Here is a 23,145-nt window from a genome sequence, read left to right as displayed (position 1 = left end):
TGTGAGCGCGTGATTGTGTTCTATGATATACAAAAATCTGAATGTGTTAGGGAGGACGCATGAAACGATCAATTCTCACGGTGTCGCTGATATGCGCGACAATGAGCGCGTCAGCGGCCGAAGTTGCGCCGACGGATGTCAAGTTTACCGATGGGGCCATAACAGACTCATTAAGCGGCACGGTTGGTGATCCGGTGGCGGGCCGTGAGGTGTTGGCCAACCGAGCGTTGGGCAATTGCGTTGCCTGTCATCAGATCACCGAGATGAGTGACGTTCCGTTTCATGGTGAAATCGGGCCGATGCTGGATGGTACAGGTTCCCGGTGGAGCGAAGCCGAACTGCGTGGCATCGTGGCCAACGCCAAGATGATGTTCCCTGACTCGCTGATGCCGTCTTTCTATCGGACGGACGGGTATACGCGACCGGGCAACGCCTTTACCGGCGAAGCGGCTGACAGCACATTCGGCCCCCTCCTCACCGCACAGCAAGTTGAAGATGTGGTCGCTTATCTGGTGACCCTCAAAGAGTAATCGCGCCAGACAGCGTGACCAAGATCAGGAGTTTGAAAACATGACACTGACACGACGCAACGTGATGATCATGGGGGCAGGCGCCTTTGTCGCCTTTGGCTTGCCCATGCGCGCCACCGCAGCAGGCGAGGATCGCATCGCCGAATTCACCGGAGGCGCCGCTATTGCCGATAGCGGGATCACCTTGACCGCCCCCGAAATCGCCGAGAATGGCAATACCGTGCCGATCGAGGTTGCGGCCCCAGGTGCCGTTGAAATCCTTGTGCTGGCTATGGGCAACCCGACCCCCGGTGTTGCGACCTTCAAATTTGGCCCCTTGGCCGCATCGCAAACCGCATCCACGCGCATTCGTCTTGCAGGCACGCAGGACGTGGTGGCGATTGCCAAGATGAGCGACGGCTCTTTTGCCAAGGCATCGAGCAACGTCAAGGTTACAATCGGCGGCTGCGGCGGCTGAGGCATAGGTAGGAGAAACCAGAATGGCACAAGACGTCACACCCCGCGTCAAGGTCCCGAAATCCGCAGCCGCTGGCGAAGCGATTGCGATCAAGACCTTGATCAGCCACCCGATGGAATCCGGTCAGCGCAAGGATAAAGAAGGCAATATCATTCCGCGCTCTATCATCAATCGGTTCACCTGCGAGTTCAACGGACAGAGCATCGTCGACGTGACGATGGAACCCGCAATCTCGACCAACCCTTACATCGAATTCGCGGCCATCGTGCCCGAAGCCGGTGAATTCAAGTTCACTTGGTACGACGACGACGGCTCGGTTTACGAGGACATCAAGCCAATCGAGTTGAAGTAAGGGTCAATCGTCAAGGGAGGGACGAGAATGAAAAGAACAGGACGGATTACCGGTCTGATCGGCGCAACGGCGCTCTTGGCAGGGGCGGCCTTTGCCGAAGCTGTGGATGACACGCTGATCGTGAACGAAGAAATCGAGATTATCACCCGCACCGCAGCCCCTGCGCATCTTGCAGACAGTGTTGATGAAGTTTTGTCAGGGTGGCATTTCCGCGAAGCGGAAACCCGCGCCATGCAAGCCGATGATTTCGACAATCCCGGCATGATCTTTGTTGAGAATGCGATGACCGCGTGGGAAACCGCCGAAGGCACCGAAGGCAAATCTTGCGCAAGCTGTCATGGTGATGCCGCCGAGAGCATGAAGGGCGTACGCGCCGTCTATCCCAAGTGGAACGAGACCGCTGGCGAAGTGCGCACGCTTGAAATGCAGGTCAACGGCTGCCGGACCGAGCGTATGGGCGCAGAACAGTGGAAATACAGCGGGACCGAGATGATCAACATGACCGCGCTGCTCGCCTCTGTCTCGCGCGGATTGCCGGTTAACGTTGCAATTGATGGGCCGGCTCAGGCGACTTGGGAGCTGGGCAAGGAAATGTACTATACCCGTTACGGTCAGCTCGAACTGTCTTGCGCCAATTGTCACGAGCAGAATTATGGCAACATGATCCGGGCCGATCACCTGAGTCAGGGTCAGATCAACGCCTTCCCCGCCTACCGCCTCAAGGATGCCGCGTTGGTCGGCGTTCAAAACCGCTTCCGTGGCTGTATCCGCGACACGCGCGGCGAAACCTTTGCTGTTGGCAGCCCCGAGTTCATCGCGCTCGAGCTTTATGTCGCGTCGCGCGGCAACGGTCTGTCGGTCGAAGGCCCGTCGATCCGAAACTAACCGGAATACCCCGCCTGACTTTCAGTCGGCGGGGTTTTCTATATCCAAAAACATTCAAGAATCCGCATGTGATAGGTGCGGGAGTTGGAAAGGTCCACCATGATCTCGCGGCGTGATTTTCTTCAGACAAGCATGGCGGCGTCAGCCATTCTTGGGGCGTCTTCCTTTGGCAATTGGGCGAAACTGGCGGCTCAACAGGCGCTCACTCAGGACCAACTGTTGCAATTCGACACCTTTGGCAATGTCAGCCTGATCCACATCACCGACATTCACGCCCAACTCAAACCGATCTATTTCCGAGAGCCGTCGATCAATATCGGCGTGGGTGGAAACAAGGGGGCCGTGCCGCATGTTACAGGCGCAGACTTCCGCAAGCTCTATGGCATCGACGATGGCAGCGCCTCGCATTATGCCCTGTCCGCTGGCGATTTCAGCGCGCTTGCGCAGGCCTATGGCAAGGTTGGCGGGCTGGACCGGATGGCGACGGTGATCAATGCCATTCGTGCCGACCGCCCTGATGCCATTCTACTCGATGGTGGCGACACATGGCATGGGTCATACACCTGCTACCACACAGCAGGCCAAGACATGGTCAATGTCATGAACGCGCTCAAGCCTGACGCGATGACCTTTCACTGGGAATTCACACTCGGGTCCGCCCGCGTTCAGGAAATCGTCGAAAGCCTGCCCTTTGCTGCGCTTGGACAGAACATCTTTGACGCGGAATGGGACGAGCCGGTCGAGATCTTCCCACCCTACAAGTTCTTTGAGCGGGGTGGCGTCAAGATCGCCGTCATCGGTCAGGCCTTTCCCTATATGCCCATTGCCAACCCCGGCTGGATGTTCCCGGAATACAGCTTTGGTATCCGCGACGAGAATATGCAGGCCATGGTGGACGAGGTGCGCGGCCAAGGTGCTGAACTCGTTGTTTGCCTTAGCCACAATGGTTTTGACGTGGACAAGAAGATGGCAAGCCGTGTGACCGGCATCGACGTGATCCTGTCAGGCCACACCCATGACGCCCTGCCAGAGCCCGTTCTGGTTGGTGAGACGATCATCGTCGCCTCTGGTTCCAACGGCAAATTCGTGAGCCGCGTTGATCTTGATGTGCGCGATGGCCGGATGATGGGCTTTCGCCACAAGCTGATCCCGATCTTCTCGGATGTCATCGAACCTGACAAAGAGGTGGCCACCCTCATCGAGGAACAACGCGCGCCCTATCTCGATCAATTGACCGAGGTGATTGGCAAGACCGACAGCCTGCTCTACCGGCGCGGCAATTTCAACGGCACGTGGGATGATCTGATCTGTGACGCGCTTTTGTCCGAGCGTGAGGCCGATATCGCCATGTCCCCCGGTGTTCGCTGGGGGCCAAGCCTGATCCCCGGTCAGGACATCACCCGCGAGGATATCTTCAATGTCACCTCAATGACCTATGGCAAAGCCTATCGCTCTGAAATGACAGGCGAATTCATCAAGGTCATTCTCGAAGACGTGGCCGACAACATCTTTAACCCCGACCCCTATTACCAGCAGGGCGGCGATATGGTGCGCATCGGTGGCATGGGATACCGGATCGACATCAACCAGCCGCAGGGCAGCCGGATCAGCGATATGACCTTGCTCAAGACCGGCGAGGCGATTGATCCGGCGAAATCCTATGTCGTCGCCGGTTGGGCTTCGGTCAATGAAAACACCGAAGGCCCAGAAATCTGGGACGTGGTCGAAAATCACATTCGCAAACTCGGCACGGTCAGTGTCGCCCCCAATAACAGCGTCCAAGTGATTGGCGCGTAACGACTTGCTGAAAGGAGGCATTTGAGATGTCAGGGACATTCAAAGGCAAACCCACCTCCCGGCGCGCCTTTTTGCGCGGTGGCGTGGCAGCGGCGGCTGGGGCCGTCGCGGCGGGTGCGGCACAGGCCGCCACCCCAGATCCACTGATTACCGAAGTGCAGGATTGGGCTATCAGCCTTGGCGATGGGGTTGATGCCACCCCCTATGGCCTGCCCATTGAATATGAGGCGGACGTGGTGCGGCGCAATGTGCCGTGGCTCACCGCCGATCCGATCAGCTCGATCAATTTTACCCCCATTCACGCGCTCGACGGAACGATCACACCGCAGGGCTGCGCGTTCGAGCGGCACCATTCCGGCGCAATCGACCTCAAGAAAGAGGACTATCGCCTGATGATCAACGGCCTTGTTGATACGCCGCTGGTCTTTACCTACGAGGATCTTGAGCGTTTCCCACGCGAGAACCACGTTTACTTCTGCGAATGTGCGGCCAACACCGGCATGGAATGGGCGGGCGCACAACTGAACGGCGCACAGTTCACCCATGGCATGATCCACAACATGGAATACACCGGCGTCTCCCTGCGCACCTTGCTGGAAGAGGCCGGATTGGACGCGGCGGGTGATCTCAAGGATAAATGGGTTTATGTCGAGGGCGCGGATGCGTCTTCCAATGGCCGTTCGATCCCCATGGCCAAAGCGCTTGGCGACTGCCTTGTTGCGTTCAAGGCCAATGGCGAGGCGCTGCGCAAAGAACATGGATACCCCGTTCGCCTTGTCGTACCCGGTTGGGAAGGCAATATGTGGGTCAAGTGGTTGCGTCGCATCGAAGTGACCGACGCCGCTGTCGAAAGCCGCGAAGAAACCAGCAAATACACCGACACGCTCGAGGATGGCACAAGCCGCAAGTGGACTTGGGTGATGGATGCCAAATCGGTCATCACCTCGCCCAGTCCGCAATCGCCGATCAAACATGGCAAAGGCCCGCTCGTGATCACTGGTCTTGCTTGGTCCGGTCATGGTGCGATCACGCGCGTGGACGTGTCCAAGGATGGTGGCAAGACCTGGGAAACCGCCCGTCTCGCCAAACCGGGCGAGGCCAAGGCGCTGACCCGTTTCTACCTCGACACAACATGGGACGGCGAAGAAATGCTGCTCCAGAGCCGTGCGATGGACGAGACCGGATATATCCAGCCGACCAAGGCGCAACTGCGCGAGGTGCGCGGCCTTAACTCGGTCTATCACAACAACTGTATTCAGACATGGTGGGTGCGGCCCAACGGGGAGGCAGAAAATGTCGAAGTTTCTTAAGTTTACGTTGGTCACAGGGTTTGCTCTCAGCGCCACGGCAACTGCCCTCTGGGCGGGTGAATACGGCCTAGGGCGGCCCGCCCTGCCCGAAGAGATCGCGGCTTGGGATGTTAAGGTCATGCCAGACGGGCGCGGTCTTCCCGAAGGATCGGGCGACGTCTGGACCGGCGACGAGGTTTTTGGCGAGCATTGCGCGGTCTGCCATGGCGATTTCGCTGAAGGTATTGGCAACTGGCCCAAACTGGCTGGTGGTGCCGATACGCTGGACCGTGACGACCCGCTCAAGACGGTGGGCTCGTACTGGCCCTATCTCTCGACCGTGTTTGACTACGTCAACCGCTCCATGCCCTTTGGCAACGCGCAGAGCCTGACACCGGATGAGGTCTATGCCATCGTTGCCTATATCCTCTACTCCAACAACCTTGTGGAGGATGACTTTGAGCTGAGCCACGAGAATTTCATGGATGTGGAATTGCCCAACGCGGGCGGCTTCATCGTCGATGACCGCGCCGAGACCGAATATGCGATCTGGCACGGTGATCCTTGCATGGAAAACTGCAAGGAAAGTGTCGAAATCACGATGCACGCCACCGTTCTGGATGTGACGCCAGACGAACAGTCCGCCACAGAAGGGGCGAGCGCAGCAGAGCCTGTCGACGTGGCCGAGGCCACCACTGAACAGGAGTCGGCCCCGGCCGCTGCCGAGGTGGATGAAATTGATCCGGCCCTTATCGCTGCCGGCGAAAAGGTCTTTAAGAAATGTAGCGCCTGTCATCAGGTTGGCGAAGGTGCCAGCAACCGTGTTGGCCCAATGCTAAACGGGGTTATGGGGCGTGCGGCGGGGTCGGTGGAAGGGTTCAAATACTCTGACGTGCTGAAAACCATGGCGGCGGATGGCCTGATCTGGACAGATGAAACGCTGACTGCGTTTCTCGCCAATCCACGTGGCTTTATGAAAGGCACCAAAATGAGCTTTGCAGGCCTCAAAAAGGATGAGGACCTCACGGCAATTTCAGCTTATCTTTCAAGTTTCAGTAAGTAGACTGAGGCCATGATAGCGCGCCGCCTCTTGCTCATTGCCCTGACCGCTGTTTTCGCGGCAGGCGCAGCGCAGGCCGAATTGGTAGGTGACGCAGAGGCTGGTGAGACGCTCTATGGGCAGTGCAAAGGCTGTCATGAAATCGGGAAGGGGGCCGAGGACCGGATCGGCCCCCATCTCAATGGCCTCTTCGGGCGGCGTGTCGCGTCGCACGAAGGCTTTGCTTATTCCGCCTCAATGCAGCGCGCTGGGGTTGATGGGCTGATATGGGGCTTTGACACGCTCGACGCCTATATCGAAAATCCCCGCGCGCTCGTGTCTAAAACCCGCATGAGCTATCGCGGCATGAAGGACGCGCAGGATCGTGCGGATCTTATGGCCTATCTGCGCCGCTTTTCTGCAAGCCCCGCAAATATCCCAGAGGCCGCTCCAACCGCGCGGGGCACGGATCACACCGTTGATCCCGCAATTCTGGCGATTCAGGGCGACCCCGAATATGGCGAATACCTGTCTAGCGAATGCGTAAGCTGTCATCAGGCCGATGGCTCGAGCGACGGGATCCCATCCATTACCCGCTGGCCCGAAGAGGATTTCGTGGTCGCCATGCACGCATACAAAGACAAACTGCGTCCCCACCCGGTGATGCAGATGATGGCCGGACGCCTGTCGAACGAGGAGATCGCGGCATTGGCGGCCTATTTCAAGGACCTCGACTGAACCGAGGTCCATTCAGGGAGGACTGAAAATGACCTTTAACCGACGCAAGTTTATTGCCGTGGGCGCGGCAACCGCTGCGACCCTTTCGGCACCGCATGTCCTTGCCGATACCCACGGCAAGCCCCGTGTCGTGGTGATCGGTGGCGGATCGGGTGGGGCCACCGCCGCGCGCTATATCGCCAAGGACAGCAAGGGCGCGATTGATGTGACCCTGGTCGAGCCCTCGCGCAGTTATTTCACCTGCTACTTTTCCAACCTTTATATCGCCGGTTTCACCGAGCTAGACGAGATTTCCCACACCTATGGCACACTTGCAGCCAAATACGGGATCAACGTCGTGCATGACTGGGCCGTTGATGTGGACCGGGATGCCAAAACCGTCAGCCTCGCGGGGGGCGCGGTTCTGTCCTATGACAAACTGATCCTCAGCCCCGGCATTGATTTCGTCGAGGGCGCCGTGCCCGGTTGGTCCGTTGCCGCGCAGAACAAGATGCCTCACGCCTACAAGGCCGGATCGCAGAGCGAACTTCTCAAGGCGCAGATCATGGCGATGCCGCAGGGCGGACGCTTTGCCATGGTCGCACCGCCCGACCCGTTCCGCTGCCCTCCGGGGCCCTATGAGCGGATTTCCATGGTGGCGCATGTGCTCAAGCAAACCAACCCAACCGCCAAGATTCTGCTGGTCGATCCAAAAGAGACATTTTCGAAACAGGCGCTGTTCGAGGAAGGCTGGGAACGCCACTACAGCGGCATGATCGAGCGGGTCGGCCCGGATTTCGGCGCAACAAACGTGACCGTCGATCCCGAGGCGATGACCGTGGACATCGACGGATCGGTCGAAAAGGTGGACGTTTGCAATGTCATCCCGGCGCAAAAGGCCGGACGTATTGCCGATATGGCGGGCGTCACCGATGGCAATTGGGCGCCTGTCAATGCCGCGGATATGTCCTCCAAGGCGGACCCGGACGTGCATGTTCTGGGCGATGCGGCCCAACAGGGCGATATGCCAAAATCAGGCTTTGCCGCCAATTCTCAGGCCAAGGTCTGCGCCATGGCGGTGCGCGGTGCGCTGACCGGCTCCAAGGTCTTTCCAGCCAAGTTCACCAACACCTGCTGGTCGCTCATCGCGCCTGACGATGGCGTCAAGGTTGGCGCTACATACGAGGCAACACCGGAAAAGATCGCCAAGGTCGACGGTTTCGTTTCTCAGACTGGCGAGGATGCTGTGACCCGCAAGGCAACCTATGAGGAATCTGTCGGCTGGTATGCCGGGATCACCACGGACATGTTCAACTGAATACGCGCGATCGCCACTCTGAAAGAGGAGATTTCCATTGAAACGCACAGTTCTGGCTGGTGCTCTGGCCCTGATTTCGCTGCCCGCCGCGGCAGCAGAGCAGGCCACCACCTATCCCTTTGACGGCAGCTTTGACGATGCAACCTTTGCCGTCGAAAGCGCCATTGTCGGTCGCGGGCTGGTCATTGACCTGCAAAGCCACGTGGGTGACATGTTGAATCGCACCGGCGCAGATGTGGGCAGCGATGTCAAAATCTTCGACGCAGCGGATATCTTTCTGTTCTGTTCCGCCACTCTCTCGCGCGAGGTGATGGAGGCAGACCCCATGAACATCGCCCACTGCCCCTATGGTATCTTTGTCGCCGATCAGGGCGGCGAGGTCTTGATCGGCTATCGCAACTACCCAGAGGGCGAGATGCAAAACGTGCAGGCGATGCTGGACGATATTGTTCAAGAGGCGCTGCAATAAGCCAGTGCAATCGGGCTGCTTCGGCGGCCCGATTGACGCATATCAAGGCGTGTAGACCCCTGACTTAATATCTGGTCACATCTTTCATCGCAGGGCGGCATATGCTTGAATCCTTGATAGACAGATTTGGCGACGGGGCGGTTCTGGCCATGGCGGGCGCTCTGGTCGGCGTGCTCTTTGGTGCCGCCGCCCAACATTCCCGGTTTTGTCTGCGTGCCGCCTCAATCGAGGTGGCAGAACGCAGGTTCGGGCCACGCCTCTCGATCTGGCTTATCGCGTTTTCGGCTGGTGTCACCTCGGTGCAAGGGGCAATTGCGCTTGGCCTGCTTGACGTTTCAGAGGCGCGACCACTGGCAGCCACGGGCAGTATGTCGGGGGCCATTATCGGTGGCCTGATGTTCGGGGCGGGCATGATCCTTGCGCGCGGTTGTGCCAGCCGTTTGCTTGTGCTCTCTGCTACCGGCAACTTGCGCGCCATTATAACCGGCCTTGTCCTGACGCTCGTGGCGCAATCGGCGCTGCGGGGTGTTCTGGCCCCCTCGCGTGAGGCATTGGCAAGCCTTTGGCTGATGCCAGGGGGTGAGGCGCGCAATATCCTGTCACTCCTCGGTATGAGCCCGGGCATGGCGGCACTGATCGCGGCACTGGTTCTGGCGGCGGGGTGTTTTCTAGCGTTTCAGCGCGACGTGCGCTTCAGCCACGCCCTTGCCGCCGCTTTGGTTGGCTGTGCGGTGGGTCTTGGCTGGCTGCTGACCTATGCCATTGCCCAGACCTCGTTCGAGGTGGTCGAAATCTCCTCTGTTACCTTTACGGGCCCGTCCACAGATACGCTGATGGGATTGGTCAACAGCACCAGCCTACCGCTTGGTTTTGGTGTGGGCCTTGTGCCGGGGGTGTTTACCGGTGCCGCCACCATGGCCATCCTAACCCGCGAATGGAAGATCGAGCGATTTGGTCCCGACACCCCGATGGAGCGTTATCTGATCGGGGCTGCGCTGATGGGTTTTGGCAGCATGCTCGCGGGTGGCTGTGCGGTGGGTGCGGGCATGTCGGGTGGGGCGATATTCGCTCTGACTGCATGGGTGGCCGTGACCTGCATGTGGATCGGTGCAATGGCCACGCATCTCATGCTGACCGGGCGCGTGTTGCGCCCGGCCACATCGTAATTCTGCCTCAGGCGGCGGCCTTCATCAAGCCTTCATCGCGGATTTGCTTTTCCGCTTGATCGAGCGATATCCACGCCCGTTCGATCAGCGTGTCGATTTCGGACTTCGAGATCACAAGTGGCGGCGATATGATCATACGGTCGCCTACATGGCGCATCACCAGATTATTGGCAAAACACCGCTCGCGACAGATATAGCCTGCGGTGCCCGGCTCGGACGCAAATTTGGCGCGGCTCGCTTTGTGCGGGGTCAGCGCCAGCGACCCCATCATGCCGATAATCCGGGTTTCGCCCACCATCGGATGCTCTGCCAGAGAGTTCCACTTTTCTTGGAGATACGGCCCGGTGTCATGCGCCACGCGCTCGATGATCTTTTCCTCTTCGAGAATGCGCAGGTTCTCTAATGCAACGGCACAGGACACTGGGTGCCCCGAATAGGTGTAGCCGTGGTTGAATTCGCAGGCGTTGATCACCTTGGCCACCCGATCCGACACAAGAGAGCCGCCAATCGGTGCATACCCAGAACTCAGACCCTTGGCGATGGTCATGATATCGGGACGGATGTCATAGGTCTGGCTACCGAACCAGTTGCCGGTGCGGCCAAACCCACAGATCACTTCGTCTGCAATCAAGAGGATGCCGTATTTATCGCAAATCCGCTGAATCTCGGGCCAATAGCTGTCGGGCGGAATGATCACGCCACCCGCGCCCTGCACTGGCTCTGCGATGAATGCGGCGACGCGGTGCGCGCCCAATTCCTCGATCTTGGCCTCCAACTGTCGGGCGCGTTCCAGACCGAATGCCTCGGGGTCGCTATCGCCGCCCTCGGCATACCAATGCGGCTGGTCGATATGGTAGATGTTGGGAATAGGTAGGCCGCCCTGTGCGTGAATGCCGGACATGCCCCCAAGACTGCCGCTGCCCACGCTAGAGCCGTGATAGGCATTCTTGCGGCTGATGACCACGTTGCGCTCGGGCTCGCCCAACTGCGCCCAATAGGTACGGACCATGCGCAGGTTGGTATCATTCGCCTCAGATCCGGACCCAGCATAGAACACATGGTTGAACCCCTCCGGTGCCAGCTCTGCCAGCTTGGCCGAGAGCGCAATGGCGGGCACATGGCTCGTCTGGAAAAACGTGTTGTAGAACGGCAATTCCATCATCTGCCGCGCTGCGACATCTGCCAGCTCTTTGCGCCCATAGCCGATATTCACGCACCAAAGCCCGCCCATACCGTCGAGGATCTCATGCCCCTCGCTGTCGGTCAGGGTCACGCCTTTGGCTCGGGTGATGATCCGTGCGCCTTTGGCGCTCAGTTGATTGCCATGGGTAAAGGGGTGCATGTGGTGTGCGGCGTCCAGCGCCTGCAACTCTGCGGTCGGCATATGGTTGGTGATCATCGTCATGGCATTCCCTTTCCCGAATCGGTTCGGCCACGCATGCGCGACCCTCACTTCAAAAATATGATCAAATTATCCAGTGTCAATCGAATCAGTAGAGCGCGCCCGATCGCTCTAGGGAATGGCGAACTTGTTCCATTCCTTGGATCACGTCCTCGCGAATGGCGCGGGCGGCGGCCTCTGCATCGCGGGCATGCATCGCGGCGAGCATATCCTTGTGCTTGTCTGGCAGGTTCTGCGTGCCCATGCGCCCGCAAACCACGCGGAGCGATGGCCCAAACCGAAGCCAGAGCCCATCGGCCACATCAGCCAAAATAGGCGCCTGTGCGATTTCATACAGCCGTTTGTGGAAGCGATAGTTCAGTTCTAGGTAAGCGCGCAAATCACCGCGTAGAATCGCGCGATCCAGCTCGTCGTCCAGACCCGCAAGCCAATCCAGATCCTCTAGGCTCGCCCGCTCGGTCGCGCGCAGCGTCAGATAGGGATCAAGCCATTGTCGCGCATAAATCAATTCGCTGATGTTATCGGCCGTCAACAGCGGCACAGAGACCCGGCGATTGCCTTGAAATTCTAGCGCGCCCTCCGCAATCAGGCGGCGTATGGCCTCGCGCACGGGGGTCATCCCTGCGCCCAAACGTTCCGAGAGTCCTTGGATAGTTACGGCCTCTCCCGGTGCCAAATCACCAAACAAGACCAGATCGCGCAATTGCCGATAGATCAACTCATGCGCCGGAAGGCGCGTTAAATCCCCGTCGATCGTGCTGAATTTCTGTGCGGCGGTGGTCATCGGCAAGGCAATCCAATCAGGCATCTCAATGTCCGGCCTTGCGAGTTTAGCCTGTGCATGAAAACATTACCATATTGCCATGAGCGGAAATTTTTGATCAAATCCGCACTAAGGCAGACACATGCCGACCAACGGGAGAACATGATGCGAAATCTGATACTGACCACAACAGCCGCTGTCGCGCTTGGCGCTTTTGCCGCGCAGGCCCAAGAAGTAAGGGTGTATAACTGGTCTGATTACATCGACGAAGAGTTGCTGACAAAGTTCGAGGCAGATACGGGCCTCAAGTTGATCTATGACGTCTTCGACAGCAACGAGGTTTTGGAAACCAAAATGCTCGCAGGTGGTTCGGGCTATGACGTTGTTGTGCCATCTGGCACCTTCCTGCAGCGTCAGATTCAGGCTGGTGCGTTCCAGAAACTGGACCTCTCCAAGCTTCCGAACCATGCCAACATGTGGGATGTAGTGAGCAGCCGCACGGCTCAGTACGACCCTGATAACGCCTATTCCATCAACTACATGTGGGGCACCACCGGCATCGGCGCGAATGTCGGAAAGGTCAAGGAATTGCTTGGTGAGGATGCACCGCTCGATAGCCTCGAACTGGTGCTGAACCCCGACAACATGGCCAAGCTGGCAGAATGCGGCGTGCACTTCCTTGATGCGCCCGCCGAGATGATCCCGATGGCCCTGAAATACATCGGTGAAGACCCCAACAGCCATGATCCCGATGTGATTGGCAAGGTCGAGGACGTGCTGATGGCTGTGCGTCCGCATATCCAGAAATTCAACAGCTCAGAATATATCAACGCGCTCGCCAATGGCGATATCTGTGTGGCTGTTGGTTGGTCCGGCGATATTCTTCAGGCGCGTGACCGCGCGGCAGAGGCCGACAATGGCGTCGAGATCGTCTACAACGCGCCCAAAGAAGGGGCGCAGATGTGGTTTGACCAAATGGCGATCCCGGTCGATGCCCCCAATCCCGAAGGCGCGCATGTGTTCCTGAACTTCATCATGGACGCACAGAACATGGCCGCCGCGTCGAACTATGTCTATTACGCGAATGGTAACAAGGCGAGCCAAGAGTTTCTGATCGAAGATGTGATTGGCGACCCGGCGATCTATCCGTCGGAAGAGGCGTTGAACAACCTCTTCACAACCACGCCTTATGACGCTGGCGTGCAGCGGACCGTGACCCGCCTCTGGACCAAGATCAAGTCTGGCACCTGACCCGAACAGGATCATCGCCCGCGCAGGACTAGGCCCTGCGCGGGCACTCTCAAACAGTCGGGGGCAGGTATGGCACAAGTTGTTTTCGAGCCTTGGAATGATCCCAAGGCAAAGCCGCTTATCCAATTCAAAGGCGTGACCAAGCGGTTTGGTGATTTTACCGCGATCGACAACCAGACATTCGACATCTACGAACGCGAGTTCTTTGCATTGCTTGGCCCTTCGGGCTGCGGCAAGACGACGATGATGCGCATGTTAGCGGGGTTTGAAAAGCCGACCGAAGGCAAGATTATCCTAGCCGGTCAAGACCTTGCGCCGATCCCCCCAAACAAGCGCTCTGTGAACATGATGTTTCAGTCCTATGCGCTGTTTCCGCATTTGTCGGTCTGGGAAAACATCGCCTTTGGTCTCAAGCGCGATGGCAAGCCAAAGGACGAAATCGCCGCCCGTGTTGACGAAATGCTCAAGCTGACGCGCCTGCAACAATTCGCCAAGCGCAAGCCGCATCAGATTTCTGGCGGCCAGCGTCAGCGCGTGGCCCTTGCGCGCAGCCTTGCCAAGGCACCCAAACTACTTTTGCTCGATGAACCGCTTGGCGCTCTTGATGCGAAACTGCGTCAGGCGACCCAGTTCGAGCTGATGGACATCCAAGAGAAAACTGGCACCACATTCGTGATCGTGACTCACGATCAAGAAGAGGCGATGACCGTAGCTAGCCGCGTGGCGGTGATGGACAATGGCCGTATCATTCAGGCCGACACACCCGCGCGCATCTATGAGTTGCCGAATTCCGTTTACGTGGCCGATTTTATTGGCGAGGTCACGATCATCCCCGGCACCGCCCGCAAATCTGGGGAAGGGTATGAAATCGCCTATGCCGAAGGCATGAAGCCGCTTTATGCCGAAACAGAGACCGCCTTTGACAATGGCGAGACCTGTCATATCGCACTTCGCCCTGAAAAAGTGGCAATCAGCGCCGAACAACCGGCTGACCGCCGCAATGCCGTGCAGGGCAAGATCATCGACATCGCCTATCTTGGCAATCTCTCGACCTATCACGTGGCCCTGCCCAATGGTCAGATGATCAAGGCGCAAACCGCCAATACGCGCCGCCTGTCCCGGCGTGGCTTTACTTGGGAAGACACCGTCTGGCTGTCGTGGACCGACACCGCCGCCGTGCTCTTGAAAGGGTAGGGGGATGCGCCGCTTTGCCCTGATATTCCTGCCATATATCTGGCTTCTGGCGCTGTTTCTGGTGCCGTTCCTGATCGTATTCAAGATCAGCCTGAGCGATATCGCCACAGCCATTCCGCCCTATACCCCAACCTTGGAGTTCTCGCAGGGTTGGGAGAGCATCAAGACGTTTTTCAGCGCGCTTGATTTTGACAATTTCCTCTTTTTGACGACCGATGATCTTTATTGGAAGGCGTATATTTCTTCACTCCAGATCGCCTTTTTTGCTACTCTTCTCACGCTGTTGGTTGGGTATCCGATAGCCTATGGCATGGCCAACGCACCTGATCACTGGCGCCCGACCTTGATGATGCTCGTGATCCTGCCGTTTTGGACCAGTTTTCTCATCCGGGTTTACTCTTGGATGGGTATTCTTTCGACCGAAGGTTATCTCAATCAGGTGCTCTTGAAACTCGGCTTTATCTCTGAGCCGTTGATCATCCTCAACACGCCCACGGCAGTTTACATCGGCATTGTCTACACCTACCTGCCGTTCATGATCCTTCCGATTTATTCCGCGCTCGAGCGGATGGATGGTTCCCTGCTTGAAGCGGCCGAGGATCTTGGCTGTTCGAGAATGAAGGCATTTTGGCTGATCACGGTGCCCCTGTCGAAGACCGGTATCATCGCGGGCTGCTTTCTTGTGTTCATCCCAGTCATTGGCGAGTTCGTTATTCCCTCCCTCTTGGGCGGATCGCAGACCCTGATGATCGGCAAGGTCCTGTGGGAGGAGTTCTTTAATAACCGTGACTGGCCTGTGGCCAGTGCCGTGGCAGTTGTTCTTTTGCTGATCCTGATCATCCCTATCGTGCTCTTTCAACGTAACGAGCAAAAACAGCGGGAGGCCGAAGAATGAGACGGCTCACATGGTTCAACGCCACCTCGCTGACGCTTGGTTTTGCCTTTCTCTACCTGCCGATGATCATCCTGATCACCTATAGCTTCAACGAGTCCAAGTTGGTCACGGTCTGGGCCGGGTTCTCGACCAAATGGTACGGTGAATTGCTCAGCAACCAGTCTTTCCTTGATGCCGCTTGGGTGACGGTCAAGGTGGCGGTGGCCTCTTCTACCATCGCAACGATCTTGGGCACTATGGCGGCCCTCGTTTTGGTCCGCGCTGGGCGCTTTTATGGGCGCACACTGTTTTCCGGTATGATCTATGCCCCATTGGTCATGCCAGAGGTGATCACTGGCCTGTCGTTGCTGCTTCTATTCATCGGGATTGGTCTTGATCGCGGAATTTTTACCATCATCCTCGCGCATACTACCTTTTCGATGTGTTTCGTTTCTGTCGTTGTCTCGTCGCGGCTTGTGACCTTTGATCGCTCTCTGGAAGAAGCGGCGCTTGATCTGGGTTGCTCGCATTTTGACGCCTTCCGCCTTGTCACGCTGCCGATCATCGCGCCTGCGGTTATCTCGGGCTGGCTTTTGGCATTTACCCTGTCGCTTGATGACCTCGTGATCGCCAGCTTTACTGCTGGTCCTTCGGCAACCACCCTTCCGATCAAGATTTGGTCGGCGGTGCGCCTTGGGGTGTCGCCCGAGATCAATGCGCTCTCGACCATCATGATTGGCATTGTCGCTGTCGGCGTGATTTCTGCCTCGCTGATTACCAAACGTGCCTCCCTGCGCCAGCAGGCTGACGAACGCGCCGCCGTGCGCGCATGAGTCGGGTATTTCCGGCCCATACCTATGGTGAAGGGCCAAGAGAGCGTGGCTATTGGCAAACCACGGCAGACCGGCCTGATTACCCTACCGCAGAGGGAACGATCACCTGCGATGTTGCAGTGATTGGCGCAGGGTTCACCGGGCTTTCCGCTGCTTTGCATCTTGCTGAGGCGGGGCAAGATGTGCGTGTGTTCGAGGCGCAGACGCCCGCATGGGGTGCCTCTGGGCGAAATGGCGGCTTCTGCTGCCTTGGTGGCTCTGCGGCGTCGGATGCCATGCTCCGCAAGATGCACGGCGAATCCGCGCGCCGCGAATACCGCCAGAGCGAGGTTGAAGCGGTGCGCTTGACCCGCTCCTTGATCGACACCCACGGGATCAGGCCGGATGTTCATTCCGACGGTGAAACGGTGCTTGCTCACACCGTCAAAGCCGCCGCAGGCTTTGCTGACCGCGCCGTCCGGATCAAAGCCGATTATGGGGTTACACCCACGCTGATCCCCGGCTCTGAGTTGACCCAAATGGGGATGAAAGGCCCGTTCTACGCGGCGCTTACGACTCCTCTTGGCGTGGCCCTCAACCCGTTTAAATACACAATCGGTCTTGCCGGTGCCGCAAGCCGGGCAGGCGCACGGATTTACGCCCACTCACCTGTGACCGGCATTCGACAGACCAACAGCTTTACTCTCACAACCCCAAAGGCACAGATCACCGCTCGCCGTCTGATCGTCGCCACCAATGGGTATTCATCGGACGATCTGCCGGGTTGGATGCGTGGGCGCTATATACCCACACAGTCCAACGTCATCGTCACCCGCCCCCTGACCGAGGCAGAGCTGGCTGACCAAGGCTGGACCACGCGGCAAATGTGCTATGATGACCGTTTTTTTCTGCATTATTTTCGCCTGATGCCTGACAACCGCATGCTCTTTGGTATGCGCGGGGGCCTTTTCAGTTCGCCGGGATTCGATGTCCGCATGCATCGCACGATCCGGCGGCATTTCGAGGCGATGTTTCCGGCGTGGCGCCATGTCGAGACACCATATAGCTGGAATGGGCTGCTCTCATTGGCCCCGGATTTAACGCCCTACGCCGGGCCGATTCTGGATATGCCGGGTGCCTTCACCGGCCTGAGCTATCACGGCAATGGTGTGGCAATGGCAAGCTATGCTGGCGCGATCCTGGCCGATCTGGCGATGAACCGCACCCCCCGCACCCTCTATCCCGAAATCATGGCCAAACCGCCGGGCAAATGGCCCTTGGGCCGTTTTCGCCGCGCGATGCTGTGGCCACCTTATGCGCTGGCGACACTCACCGGAGGCTGATCTATTCTGGAGTACGGGCAGAGCGCGCTTTGTTGCGCCTTATGCCCAATTGCCGCTCGCGCCAGATGATGAGAATTCCCGCCAGAATAACCAGTGATGCGCCTGTCAGCATGGCGCGCGTTGGCACTTCGTCAAAGATGAAATAGCCAATGCCAAGCGCAAACAGGATTGAGGCATAGTCGAACGGAGCCACTACGCTGGCGTCGGCAAAGCGATATGAGGAGGTCAGAAAGATCTGGCCCAACCCGCCAAGCAACCCCGCCAGAACAAGCAGCCCAAGCTCCGGTCCGGTCGGCATGACCCAGCCGAACGGAATAGTCAGAAAGGACAGCACCGTCGACGTGACCGAGAAATAGAACACAATCGCGCTGGTTTCTTCGGTCTGGACCAGTTTGCGCACATAAATCTGCGCAAGCGCCGCACAGATTGCCCCCGTCAGGGCCAGCATCGCGCCGACCGCTTGCACGGTCTCTACTGTTGGCCCGCTCAGTGCCGTCAGGCGTGGTGCCAAAACGATCAGCACCCCCCCAAGACCAAGCGCTACCGCGCCAATCCGGACAACGCCGACCTGCTCGTTGAGAAACATCGCTGCAAAAACCACAACCAAAAGCGGCGCGGCATACCCAAGCGCCGTCACCTCGGGTAGCGGCAGCATGCCCAAGGCGGCGAAACTAAGCCCCATTGCGGCTGTGCCTACAAAGCCCCGCCAAAAATGATTGAGTGGTGAAGTGGCCTTGAGCCCTGTGCGCAGATCCCCTCTCAGCGTCAACCACACGAGAATCACTGGGATGGCAAAGAAAGAGCGAAAAAACACGGCTTCGCCCGGCGGCACATGCGCCGCCGTGGCCTTGATCAGCGATGACATGGTGATGAAGAGCATCACCGAAATAAGTTTGAGCGATATTCCCGTCAGAGGGCGCATGGTCTTGGCTCCAACACCCTCTGTCCGTTGTTAAGCGTCGGTTTCTGCGGCCTTTCGGGGCAGCACCCAATCCGCGCGTGGGAAGTGACAAGTATAGCCCTGAGGGAAGCGTTTGAGATAATCCTGATGCTCTGGCTCCGCCTCCCAGAACTCGCCAACTGGCTCCACCTCTGTCACCACTTTGCCGGGCCAAATGCCGCTGGCCTCGACATCGGCAATCGTGCGCAGCGCTTCGGCCTTTTGCGCATCATTGCAATAGTAGATAGCAGACCGATAGCTGAGCCCGATATCATTGCCCTGCCGGTTCATCGTGGTCGGATCATGGATCTGAAAGAAGAACTCGAGCAACCGGCGATAGCTGATGCGCGCCGGATCAAAGAAAATCTCGATTCCTTCTGCATGGGTTCCGTGATTGCGATAGGTCGCATTCGCCACATCCCCGCCCGTATACCCCACGCTGGTTGAGATTACGCCGGGCAGCTTGCGGATCAGATCCTGCATGCCCCAGAAACAACCCCCCGCCAAAACAGCGCGTTCGCTCATGTCACATCCTCCACCTGATCAAGATACGCCCCGTATCCCTCTGCTTCCATGTCGTCACGATGTATGAATCGCAGGCTCGCTGAGTTGATGCAATAGCGCAAGCCCCCGCGGTCGCGCGGACCGTCTGGAAAAACATGACCAAGATGGCTGTCGCCATGAGCGCTGCGCACTTCGGTCCGGATCATACCAAGGGTGAAATCATGCAACTCCTTGACATGCGCAGGCTCCAGCGGCTTGGTAAAGCTCGGCCAGCCACAACCGGACTCGTATTTATCCGAACTGGCAAAAAGCGGCTCCCCGCTTACGACATCCACGTAAATCCCTGGCTCTTTGTTGTGCAGGTATTTGCCGGTTCCGGGATGCTCCGTTCCGTTCTTTTGTGTTATCCGGAATTGCTCGGGGCTGAGGGCCGCGATTTTTTCCGACGTCTTGAGATATTGGGTCAAGTCTGCGCCTCCTGTGATAGATCCATGGTAACAGATGGATCTTCGCCGCGAAAATCAAATACCTGTCGTGGTGATCCGAAGCCGAGCGTGTCGCGTACTCTTACCAAAGCAGGAGGATACCATGCGTGTAATCGCGATCATACTTGCGTCCCTTATTTCGGTACCAGCCATGGCGCTCGATCTAGACGCGCCTTTTGGCAATATTGACGGCGGTGAAATTCGCCTCTCTGAGTGGGCGGGGCAACCTGTTCTTGTGGTCAACACCGCCTCGCGCTGTGGCTTTACCCCTCAATACGACGGGCTTCAGGCCCTCTATGATCAGTACCGTGACCGTGGCCTTGTTGTGCTTGCGGTGCCGTCGGATGACTTTAGGCAAGAGCTGTCGAGCGAGGCAGAGGTTAAGGAATTTTGCGAGGTAAACTTTGGCCTCGACATCCCAATGACGACGATCACCTCGGTGCGCGGCGAGGCGGTGCACCCCTTCTATGCGTCGGTTCTGGCCGAGACCGGTTTTGCGCCAACGTGGAACTTCAACAAGGTATTGATAGCCCCTGATGGCCGTGTTGCTGGCACGTGGGGCTCTACCACGCGCCCAACCTCCGGTCAGATCACGGAAAAGATTGAGGCGATGCTCAACTAACTGGGCCGCAAATCACGCGCAACTGGTGCCGATTGCCCTGAAATGCAAAACCCCGGTGTTTCCACCGGGGCGCGCATTGGCGTGCAAGAACGTGAGTGATGGCACAGCCAATTACAAAACAACAGAGACCAGAGCACAAGTATACCTATCCACATGGATACATATCGCAGAAACCAAGCCTTCATTCATGGGGAATAAATCAGGTTAAAGGCCCGTATGGAAAACCTTATCTTTGCGCCGCCGTTGTCCAGATTGAAAAAAGAGAGGCCCCAGTGTTTCCACCGGGGCCTCCTTTCACGTGTTGAGATGCCTTCTTACTCGGCTTCTTTTTCACCCTTCTCAGGCACGATTTCTTCGCCAGTGACCTGATCGACAACTTTCATCGACAGACGCACCTTACCGCGATCGTCAAAGCCCAAGAGTTTGACCTTTACGTCCTGCCCTTCCTTGAGCACATCGCTCGGATGGTTCAGGCGCCGGTTCTCGATCTGGCTGACATGCACCAGACCGTCCCGCTTGCCAAAGAAATTGACGAAAGCGCCAAAATCCACAAGTTTGACGACCTTGCCGTCATAGACCTTGCCCTCTTCCGGCTCGGCCACGATCGACCAGATCATGTCATAGGCTTTCTTGATCGACTCTCCGTTCGGCGATGCGATCTTAATGATGCCTTCGTCGTTGATATCGACCTTGGCGCCAGACACCTCGACGATCTCGCGGATCACCTTGCCGCCCGACCCGATGACTTCACGGATCTTGTCGGTGGGAATCTGCATGGTCTCGATACGCGGTGCGTGTACGCTGAACTCTGCCGCGCCCGAGAGTGCCTTGTTCATTTCACCAAGGATGTGCAAACGCCCGGCTTTCGCCTGTTCCAGCGCCTTTTTCATGATCTCAGGTGTAATGCCTGCGACCTTGATATCCATCTGAAGCGAGGTGATACCGTCTGCGGTGCCAGCCACCTTGAAATCCATATCGCCCAGGTGATCTTCATCCCCCAGAATATCCGACAGGATCGCAAAAGAGCCGTCTTCTTCCAGAACCAGACCCATGGCGACACCGGCCACGGATGTCTTGAGCGGCACGCCCGCATCCATCATCGACAGCGACCCGCCACAGACTGACGCCATGGACGAAGAACCGTTCGATTCCGTGATCTCGGACACCAGACGCACGGTATAGGGGAAATCTGTCGCCGGCGGCAGAACCGCCTGAAGCGCGCGCCACGCGAGTTTGCCGTGACCGATTTCACGACGTCCCGGTGCCCCGACCCGCCCAGCTTCGCCCACCGAATAGGGGGGGAAGTTGTAATGCAGCAGGAAGTTGGATTTGAAATTGCCGTGCAGCGCGTCGATGAACTGTTCATCATCGCCGGTGCCAAGGGTGGTCACAACCAGTGCCTGCGTTTCGCCACGCGTGAACAGCGACGAGCCATGGGTCCGCGGCAAGAGGCCGGTTTCGCATACGATGGGACGGATTTCATCCAAACGACGCCCGTCGATCCGGTTGCCATTCTTGACAACGTCACCGCGCAGAACCGTCGATTCCAGCTTCTTGAACGCCGAACCAAGGTTCTGATCCTCAAGCTGCTCGTCGCTTAGCTTGGCCTTGATCGCCTCGCGTGCAGCGGAAATCGCATGGGTGCGCTCCTGCTTGTCGCGAATGGCAAATGCGGCGCGCATCTGCTCTTCACCGGCTGCTTTCACAGCCGCATAAAGATCAGAGTAATCCGGCGGGGTGAAATTGAACGGCTCTTTGGCACAGTCTTCGGCCAACGAGATGATCAGATCGCAAACCGGCTTGAGCTGTTCATGCGCAAAGGTGACCGCGCCCAGCATTTCCTCTTCGGTCAGCTCATAGGCCTCGGATTCCACCATCATCACGGCATCTTTAGTGCCCGCGACAACCAGATCGAGACGCTGCTCGGGGTTGTTGCGCAGATCGTGCATGTCGTCGATTTCGGGGTTGAGGATATATTCCCCGTCCACAAAACCCACGCGGCACCCTGCAATCGGACCCATGAAGGGCGCGCCCGAAATCGTCAATGCCGCAGAGGTTGCGATCAAGGCCACGATATCGGGATCATTCACCAGATCGTGGCTCAGCACGGTGCACATTACCAGCGTTTCATGTTTGAAACCCGGCACAAACAGCGGGCGGATCGGACGGTCGATCAAGCGTGCGGTCAGCGTCTCTTTCTCAGAGGGGCGCGCTTCGCGCTTGAAAAAGCCGCCGGGCACTTTGCCTGCGGCATAGTATTTCTCTTGATAATGCACGGTCAGCGGAAAGAAATCCTGACCGGGTTTTGCCTCTTTGGCAAAGGTCACATTGGCCATGACCGAGGTCTCGCCAAGCGTAGCAATCACAGTCCCATCCGCCTGACGGGCGATTTTGCCAGTTTCCAGAGTGAGGGTTTCCTCCCCCCACTGCATCGATTTTTTCGTCTCTTTGAACATCACGTTTCCTAAGTTGGCCGGTCCGGGCGTATCCCGTCGGGCCCATTTGCATCCGGGGCCGCATTGCCCCGCGGCTTTTGGTTCTTCATCCTGCTCTCTCGGCAAAGCCAAACCGGGACAGCAATCGGATCATACGAAAACCGCGCCCTATTGGGGGCGCGGTATTTTGTCTTAGCGGCGGATGCCGAGGCGCTTGATGAGGTCCTGATAGCGGGCCTCATTCTTGCCCTTGAGGTAATCCAGCAGCTTGCGGCGCTGTGCGACCATCATCAAGAGACCACGACGACCATGGTTGTCTTTCTTGTGGGTCTTGAAATGCTCGGTCAGCGTGGTGATACGCGAGGTCAGGATTGCAATCTGCACTTCGGGCGAACCGGTGTCGCCTTCTTTGGTTGCGAATTCCTTGATAACGCGGTCTTTTTCTGCGGCAGTAATCGACATCGGGGTCTCCTTGCATAAAAGTGTCGGGCACAAGCCGGG

General features: G+C 57.8%; 24 protein-coding genes. 17 read left to right on the top strand and 7 right to left on the bottom strand.

The genetic code is table 11. The annotated features are described in order from the left end of the window. The first annotated feature begins 59 nt into the window (after positions 1 to 59). From soxX to ROSMUCSMR3_RS09980, 11 genes are all read left to right on the top strand, one after another. Positions 60 to 530: a sulfur oxidation c-type cytochrome SoxX gene (gene soxX / locus ROSMUCSMR3_RS10030; protein WP_037298674.1), complete on the top strand. Its 471-nt coding sequence runs from the start codon at positions 60 to 62 to the stop codon at positions 528 to 530. Between the two features lie 40 nt (positions 531 to 570). Continuing rightward, entirely contained in the window at positions 571 to 987 is a 417-nt protein-coding gene (gene soxY / locus ROSMUCSMR3_RS10025) for a thiosulfate oxidation carrier protein SoxY (RefSeq protein WP_008282790.1), read from the top strand. A 22-nt stretch (positions 988 to 1,009) separates the two neighbouring features. Continuing rightward, complete coding sequence (gene soxZ, locus ROSMUCSMR3_RS10020; RefSeq protein ID WP_008282791.1) at positions 1,010 to 1,339, top strand: thiosulfate oxidation carrier complex protein SoxZ; 330 nt, start codon at positions 1,010 to 1,012, stop codon at positions 1,337 to 1,339. A gap of 27 nt (positions 1,340 to 1,366) precedes the next feature. Continuing rightward, positions 1,367 to 2,224, top strand: a complete 858-nt coding sequence (soxA, locus tag ROSMUCSMR3_RS10015; RefSeq protein WP_081507220.1) for a sulfur oxidation c-type cytochrome SoxA — start codon at positions 1,367 to 1,369, stop codon at positions 2,222 to 2,224. 99 nt (positions 2,225 to 2,323) lie between these two features. After that, positions 2,324 to 4,021: a thiosulfohydrolase SoxB gene (gene soxB, locus ROSMUCSMR3_RS10010; protein WP_008282793.1), complete on the top strand. Its 1,698-nt coding sequence runs from the start codon at positions 2,324 to 2,326 to the stop codon at positions 4,019 to 4,021. 26 nt (positions 4,022 to 4,047) lie between these two features. After that, the gene (gene soxC / locus ROSMUCSMR3_RS10005) at positions 4,048 to 5,331 is read left to right on the top strand and encodes a sulfite dehydrogenase (protein WP_008282794.1); all 1,284 of its coding nucleotides are present in this window, start codon (positions 4,048 to 4,050) and stop codon (positions 5,329 to 5,331) included. Next, on the top strand, positions 5,315 to 6,373 hold the full coding sequence (locus ROSMUCSMR3_RS10000; RefSeq protein ID WP_081507219.1) for a c-type cytochrome: 1,059 nt from the start codon (positions 5,315 to 5,317) through the stop codon (positions 6,371 to 6,373). The genes soxC and ROSMUCSMR3_RS10000 overlap by 17 nt, the downstream gene beginning before the upstream one ends. Positions 6,374 to 6,382: 9 nt before the next feature. Then, on the top strand, positions 6,383 to 7,087 hold the full coding sequence (locus ROSMUCSMR3_RS09995; RefSeq protein ID WP_008282796.1) for a c-type cytochrome: 705 nt from the start codon (positions 6,383 to 6,385) through the stop codon (positions 7,085 to 7,087). A 28-nt stretch (positions 7,088 to 7,115) separates the two neighbouring features. Beyond that, positions 7,116 to 8,384: an NAD(P)/FAD-dependent oxidoreductase gene (locus tag ROSMUCSMR3_RS09990; protein ID WP_008282797.1), complete on the top strand. Its 1,269-nt coding sequence runs from the start codon at positions 7,116 to 7,118 to the stop codon at positions 8,382 to 8,384. A gap of 37 nt (positions 8,385 to 8,421) precedes the next feature. Next, complete coding sequence (locus tag ROSMUCSMR3_RS09985; protein WP_081507218.1) at positions 8,422 to 8,853, top strand: DUF302 domain-containing protein; 432 nt, start codon at positions 8,422 to 8,424, stop codon at positions 8,851 to 8,853. A gap of 101 nt (positions 8,854 to 8,954) precedes the next feature. Then, positions 8,955 to 10,019, top strand: coding sequence for a YeeE/YedE family protein (locus ROSMUCSMR3_RS09980; protein WP_081507217.1), 1,065 nt, complete (start codon positions 8,955 to 8,957; stop codon positions 10,017 to 10,019). A gap of 7 nt (positions 10,020 to 10,026) precedes the next feature. Here the strand turns inward: ROSMUCSMR3_RS09980 and ROSMUCSMR3_RS09975 are convergent, their stop codons facing one another. Next, positions 10,027 to 11,424, bottom strand: coding sequence for an aspartate aminotransferase family protein (locus ROSMUCSMR3_RS09975; protein ID WP_008282800.1), 1,398 nt, complete (start codon positions 11,422 to 11,424; stop codon positions 10,027 to 10,029). Between the two features lie 85 nt (positions 11,425 to 11,509). Continuing rightward, positions 11,510 to 12,205 carry a GntR family transcriptional regulator gene (locus tag ROSMUCSMR3_RS09970; protein ID WP_037298730.1) on the bottom strand — a complete coding sequence of 232 codons (696 nt, stop codon included), beginning with the start codon at positions 12,203 to 12,205 and terminating at the stop codon, positions 11,510 to 11,512. 141 nt (positions 12,206 to 12,346) lie between these two features. Between ROSMUCSMR3_RS09970 and ROSMUCSMR3_RS09965 the strand changes: the two genes are divergently transcribed. The 5 genes from ROSMUCSMR3_RS09965 to ROSMUCSMR3_RS09945 all read left to right on the top strand — a co-directional run bounded on the left by ROSMUCSMR3_RS09965 (position 12,347) and on the right by ROSMUCSMR3_RS09945 (position 17,658). Beyond that, complete coding sequence (locus tag ROSMUCSMR3_RS09965; RefSeq protein WP_008282802.1) at positions 12,347 to 13,435, top strand: polyamine ABC transporter substrate-binding protein; 1,089 nt, start codon at positions 12,347 to 12,349, stop codon at positions 13,433 to 13,435. A 69-nt stretch (positions 13,436 to 13,504) separates the two neighbouring features. Beyond that, positions 13,505 to 14,629 carry an ABC transporter ATP-binding protein gene (locus tag ROSMUCSMR3_RS09960; protein WP_081507216.1) on the top strand — a complete coding sequence of 375 codons (1,125 nt, stop codon included), beginning with the start codon at positions 13,505 to 13,507 and terminating at the stop codon, positions 14,627 to 14,629. Between the two features lie 4 nt (positions 14,630 to 14,633). Continuing rightward, positions 14,634 to 15,524, top strand: coding sequence for an ABC transporter permease subunit (locus ROSMUCSMR3_RS09955; RefSeq protein ID WP_081507215.1), 891 nt, complete (start codon positions 14,634 to 14,636; stop codon positions 15,522 to 15,524). Further along, complete coding sequence (locus tag ROSMUCSMR3_RS09950; RefSeq protein WP_008282805.1) at positions 15,521 to 16,336, top strand: ABC transporter permease; 816 nt, start codon at positions 15,521 to 15,523, stop codon at positions 16,334 to 16,336. Before ROSMUCSMR3_RS09955 ends, ROSMUCSMR3_RS09950 begins: the two co-directional genes overlap by 4 nt. Next, positions 16,333 to 17,658 (top strand): NAD(P)/FAD-dependent oxidoreductase, encoded by a 1,326-nt coding sequence (locus tag ROSMUCSMR3_RS09945; RefSeq protein WP_081507214.1) that lies wholly within the window; start codon positions 16,333 to 16,335, stop codon positions 17,656 to 17,658. Before ROSMUCSMR3_RS09950 ends, ROSMUCSMR3_RS09945 begins: the two co-directional genes overlap by 4 nt. Position 17,659: 1 nt before the next feature. Here ROSMUCSMR3_RS09945 and ROSMUCSMR3_RS09940 read toward each other — a convergent pair whose 3' ends face one another. From ROSMUCSMR3_RS09940 to msrB, 3 genes are read right to left on the bottom strand one after another with little or no spacing between them, the layout of a single operon-like run. Next, positions 17,660 to 18,580, bottom strand: a complete 921-nt coding sequence (locus ROSMUCSMR3_RS09940) for a DMT family transporter (RefSeq protein ID WP_081507213.1) — start codon at positions 18,578 to 18,580, stop codon at positions 17,660 to 17,662. A 30-nt stretch (positions 18,581 to 18,610) separates the two neighbouring features. Next, positions 18,611 to 19,123 (bottom strand): peptide-methionine (S)-S-oxide reductase MsrA, encoded by a 513-nt coding sequence (gene msrA, locus ROSMUCSMR3_RS09935; protein ID WP_008282808.1) that lies wholly within the window; start codon positions 19,121 to 19,123, stop codon positions 18,611 to 18,613. Continuing rightward, positions 19,120 to 19,569, bottom strand: coding sequence for a peptide-methionine (R)-S-oxide reductase MsrB (gene msrB / locus ROSMUCSMR3_RS09930; RefSeq protein ID WP_008282809.1), 450 nt, complete (start codon positions 19,567 to 19,569; stop codon positions 19,120 to 19,122). Before msrB ends, msrA begins: the two co-directional genes overlap by 4 nt. A 121-nt stretch (positions 19,570 to 19,690) precedes the next feature. Between msrB and ROSMUCSMR3_RS09925 the strand changes: the two genes are divergently transcribed. Further along, positions 19,691 to 20,209: a glutathione peroxidase gene (locus ROSMUCSMR3_RS09925; RefSeq protein WP_037298677.1), complete on the top strand. Its 519-nt coding sequence runs from the start codon at positions 19,691 to 19,693 to the stop codon at positions 20,207 to 20,209. Between the two features lie 314 nt (positions 20,210 to 20,523). Here ROSMUCSMR3_RS09925 and pnp read toward each other — a convergent pair whose 3' ends face one another. Both pnp and rpsO read right to left on the bottom strand, forming a co-directional pair. Then, entirely contained in the window at positions 20,524 to 22,665 is a 2,142-nt protein-coding gene (pnp, locus tag ROSMUCSMR3_RS09920; protein WP_008282811.1) for a polyribonucleotide nucleotidyltransferase, read from the bottom strand. Between the two features lie 171 nt (positions 22,666 to 22,836). Next, positions 22,837 to 23,106 carry a 30S ribosomal protein S15 gene (rpsO, locus tag ROSMUCSMR3_RS09915; protein WP_008282812.1) on the bottom strand — a complete coding sequence of 90 codons (270 nt, stop codon included), beginning with the start codon at positions 23,104 to 23,106 and terminating at the stop codon, positions 22,837 to 22,839. Between the last annotated feature and the right edge of the window lie 39 nt (positions 23,107 to 23,145).

This window comes from Roseovarius mucosus, assembly GCF_002080415.1.
Taxonomy (GTDB): domain Bacteria; phylum Pseudomonadota; class Alphaproteobacteria; order Rhodobacterales; family Rhodobacteraceae; genus Roseovarius; species Roseovarius mucosus_A.
The sequence above is the reverse complement of the archived record's forward strand: the minus strand, read 5'-3'. Positions and strand labels throughout refer to the sequence as shown.

What these genes read in the sequence shown, in the direction of transcription:
- soxX (WP_037298674.1), top strand. Translation starts at nt 60, where the DNA reads ATGAAACGATCAATTCTCACGGTGTCGCTGATATGCGCGACAATGAGC.
- soxY (WP_008282790.1), top strand. Translation starts at nt 571, where the DNA reads ATGACACTGACACGACGCAACGTGATGATCATGGGGGCAGGCGCCTTT.
- soxZ (WP_008282791.1), top strand. Translation starts at nt 1,010, where the DNA reads ATGGCACAAGACGTCACACCCCGCGTCAAGGTCCCGAAATCCGCAGCC.
- soxA (WP_081507220.1), top strand. Translation starts at nt 1,367, where the DNA reads ATGAAAAGAACAGGACGGATTACCGGTCTGATCGGCGCAACGGCGCTC.
- soxB (WP_008282793.1), top strand. Translation starts at nt 2,324, where the DNA reads ATGATCTCGCGGCGTGATTTTCTTCAGACAAGCATGGCGGCGTCAGCC.
- soxC (WP_008282794.1), top strand. Translation starts at nt 4,048, where the DNA reads ATGTCAGGGACATTCAAAGGCAAACCCACCTCCCGGCGCGCCTTTTTG.
- ROSMUCSMR3_RS10000 (WP_081507219.1), top strand. Translation starts at nt 5,315, where the DNA reads ATGTCGAAGTTTCTTAAGTTTACGTTGGTCACAGGGTTTGCTCTCAGC.
- ROSMUCSMR3_RS09995 (WP_008282796.1), top strand. Translation starts at nt 6,383, where the DNA reads ATGATAGCGCGCCGCCTCTTGCTCATTGCCCTGACCGCTGTTTTCGCG.
- ROSMUCSMR3_RS09990 (WP_008282797.1), top strand. Translation starts at nt 7,116, where the DNA reads ATGACCTTTAACCGACGCAAGTTTATTGCCGTGGGCGCGGCAACCGCT.
- ROSMUCSMR3_RS09980 (WP_081507217.1), top strand. Translation starts at nt 8,955, where the DNA reads ATGCTTGAATCCTTGATAGACAGATTTGGCGACGGGGCGGTTCTGGCC.
- ROSMUCSMR3_RS09975 (WP_008282800.1), bottom strand. Translation starts at nt 11,424, where the DNA reads ATGACGATGATCACCAACCATATGCCGACCGCAGAGTTGCAGGCGCTG.
- ROSMUCSMR3_RS09970 (WP_037298730.1), bottom strand. Translation starts at nt 12,205, where the DNA reads ATGACCACCGCCGCACAGAAATTCAGCACGATCGACGGGGATTTAACG.
- ROSMUCSMR3_RS09965 (WP_008282802.1), top strand. Translation starts at nt 12,347, where the DNA reads ATGATGCGAAATCTGATACTGACCACAACAGCCGCTGTCGCGCTTGGC.
- ROSMUCSMR3_RS09960 (WP_081507216.1), top strand. Translation starts at nt 13,505, where the DNA reads ATGGCACAAGTTGTTTTCGAGCCTTGGAATGATCCCAAGGCAAAGCCG.
- ROSMUCSMR3_RS09955 (WP_081507215.1), top strand. Translation starts at nt 14,634, where the DNA reads ATGCGCCGCTTTGCCCTGATATTCCTGCCATATATCTGGCTTCTGGCG.
- ROSMUCSMR3_RS09950 (WP_008282805.1), top strand. Translation starts at nt 15,521, where the DNA reads ATGAGACGGCTCACATGGTTCAACGCCACCTCGCTGACGCTTGGTTTT.
- ROSMUCSMR3_RS09945 (WP_081507214.1), top strand. Translation starts at nt 16,333, where the DNA reads ATGAGTCGGGTATTTCCGGCCCATACCTATGGTGAAGGGCCAAGAGAG.
- ROSMUCSMR3_RS09940 (WP_081507213.1), bottom strand. Translation starts at nt 18,580, where the DNA reads ATGCGCCCTCTGACGGGAATATCGCTCAAACTTATTTCGGTGATGCTC.
- msrA (WP_008282808.1), bottom strand. Translation starts at nt 19,123, where the DNA reads ATGAGCGAACGCGCTGTTTTGGCGGGGGGTTGTTTCTGGGGCATGCAG.
- ROSMUCSMR3_RS09925 (WP_037298677.1), top strand. Translation starts at nt 19,691, where the DNA reads ATGCGTGTAATCGCGATCATACTTGCGTCCCTTATTTCGGTACCAGCC.
- pnp (WP_008282811.1), bottom strand. Translation starts at nt 22,665, where the DNA reads ATGTTCAAAGAGACGAAAAAATCGATGCAGTGGGGGGAGGAAACCCTC.
- rpsO (WP_008282812.1), bottom strand. Translation starts at nt 23,106, where the DNA reads ATGTCGATTACTGCCGCAGAAAAAGACCGCGTTATCAAGGAATTCGCA.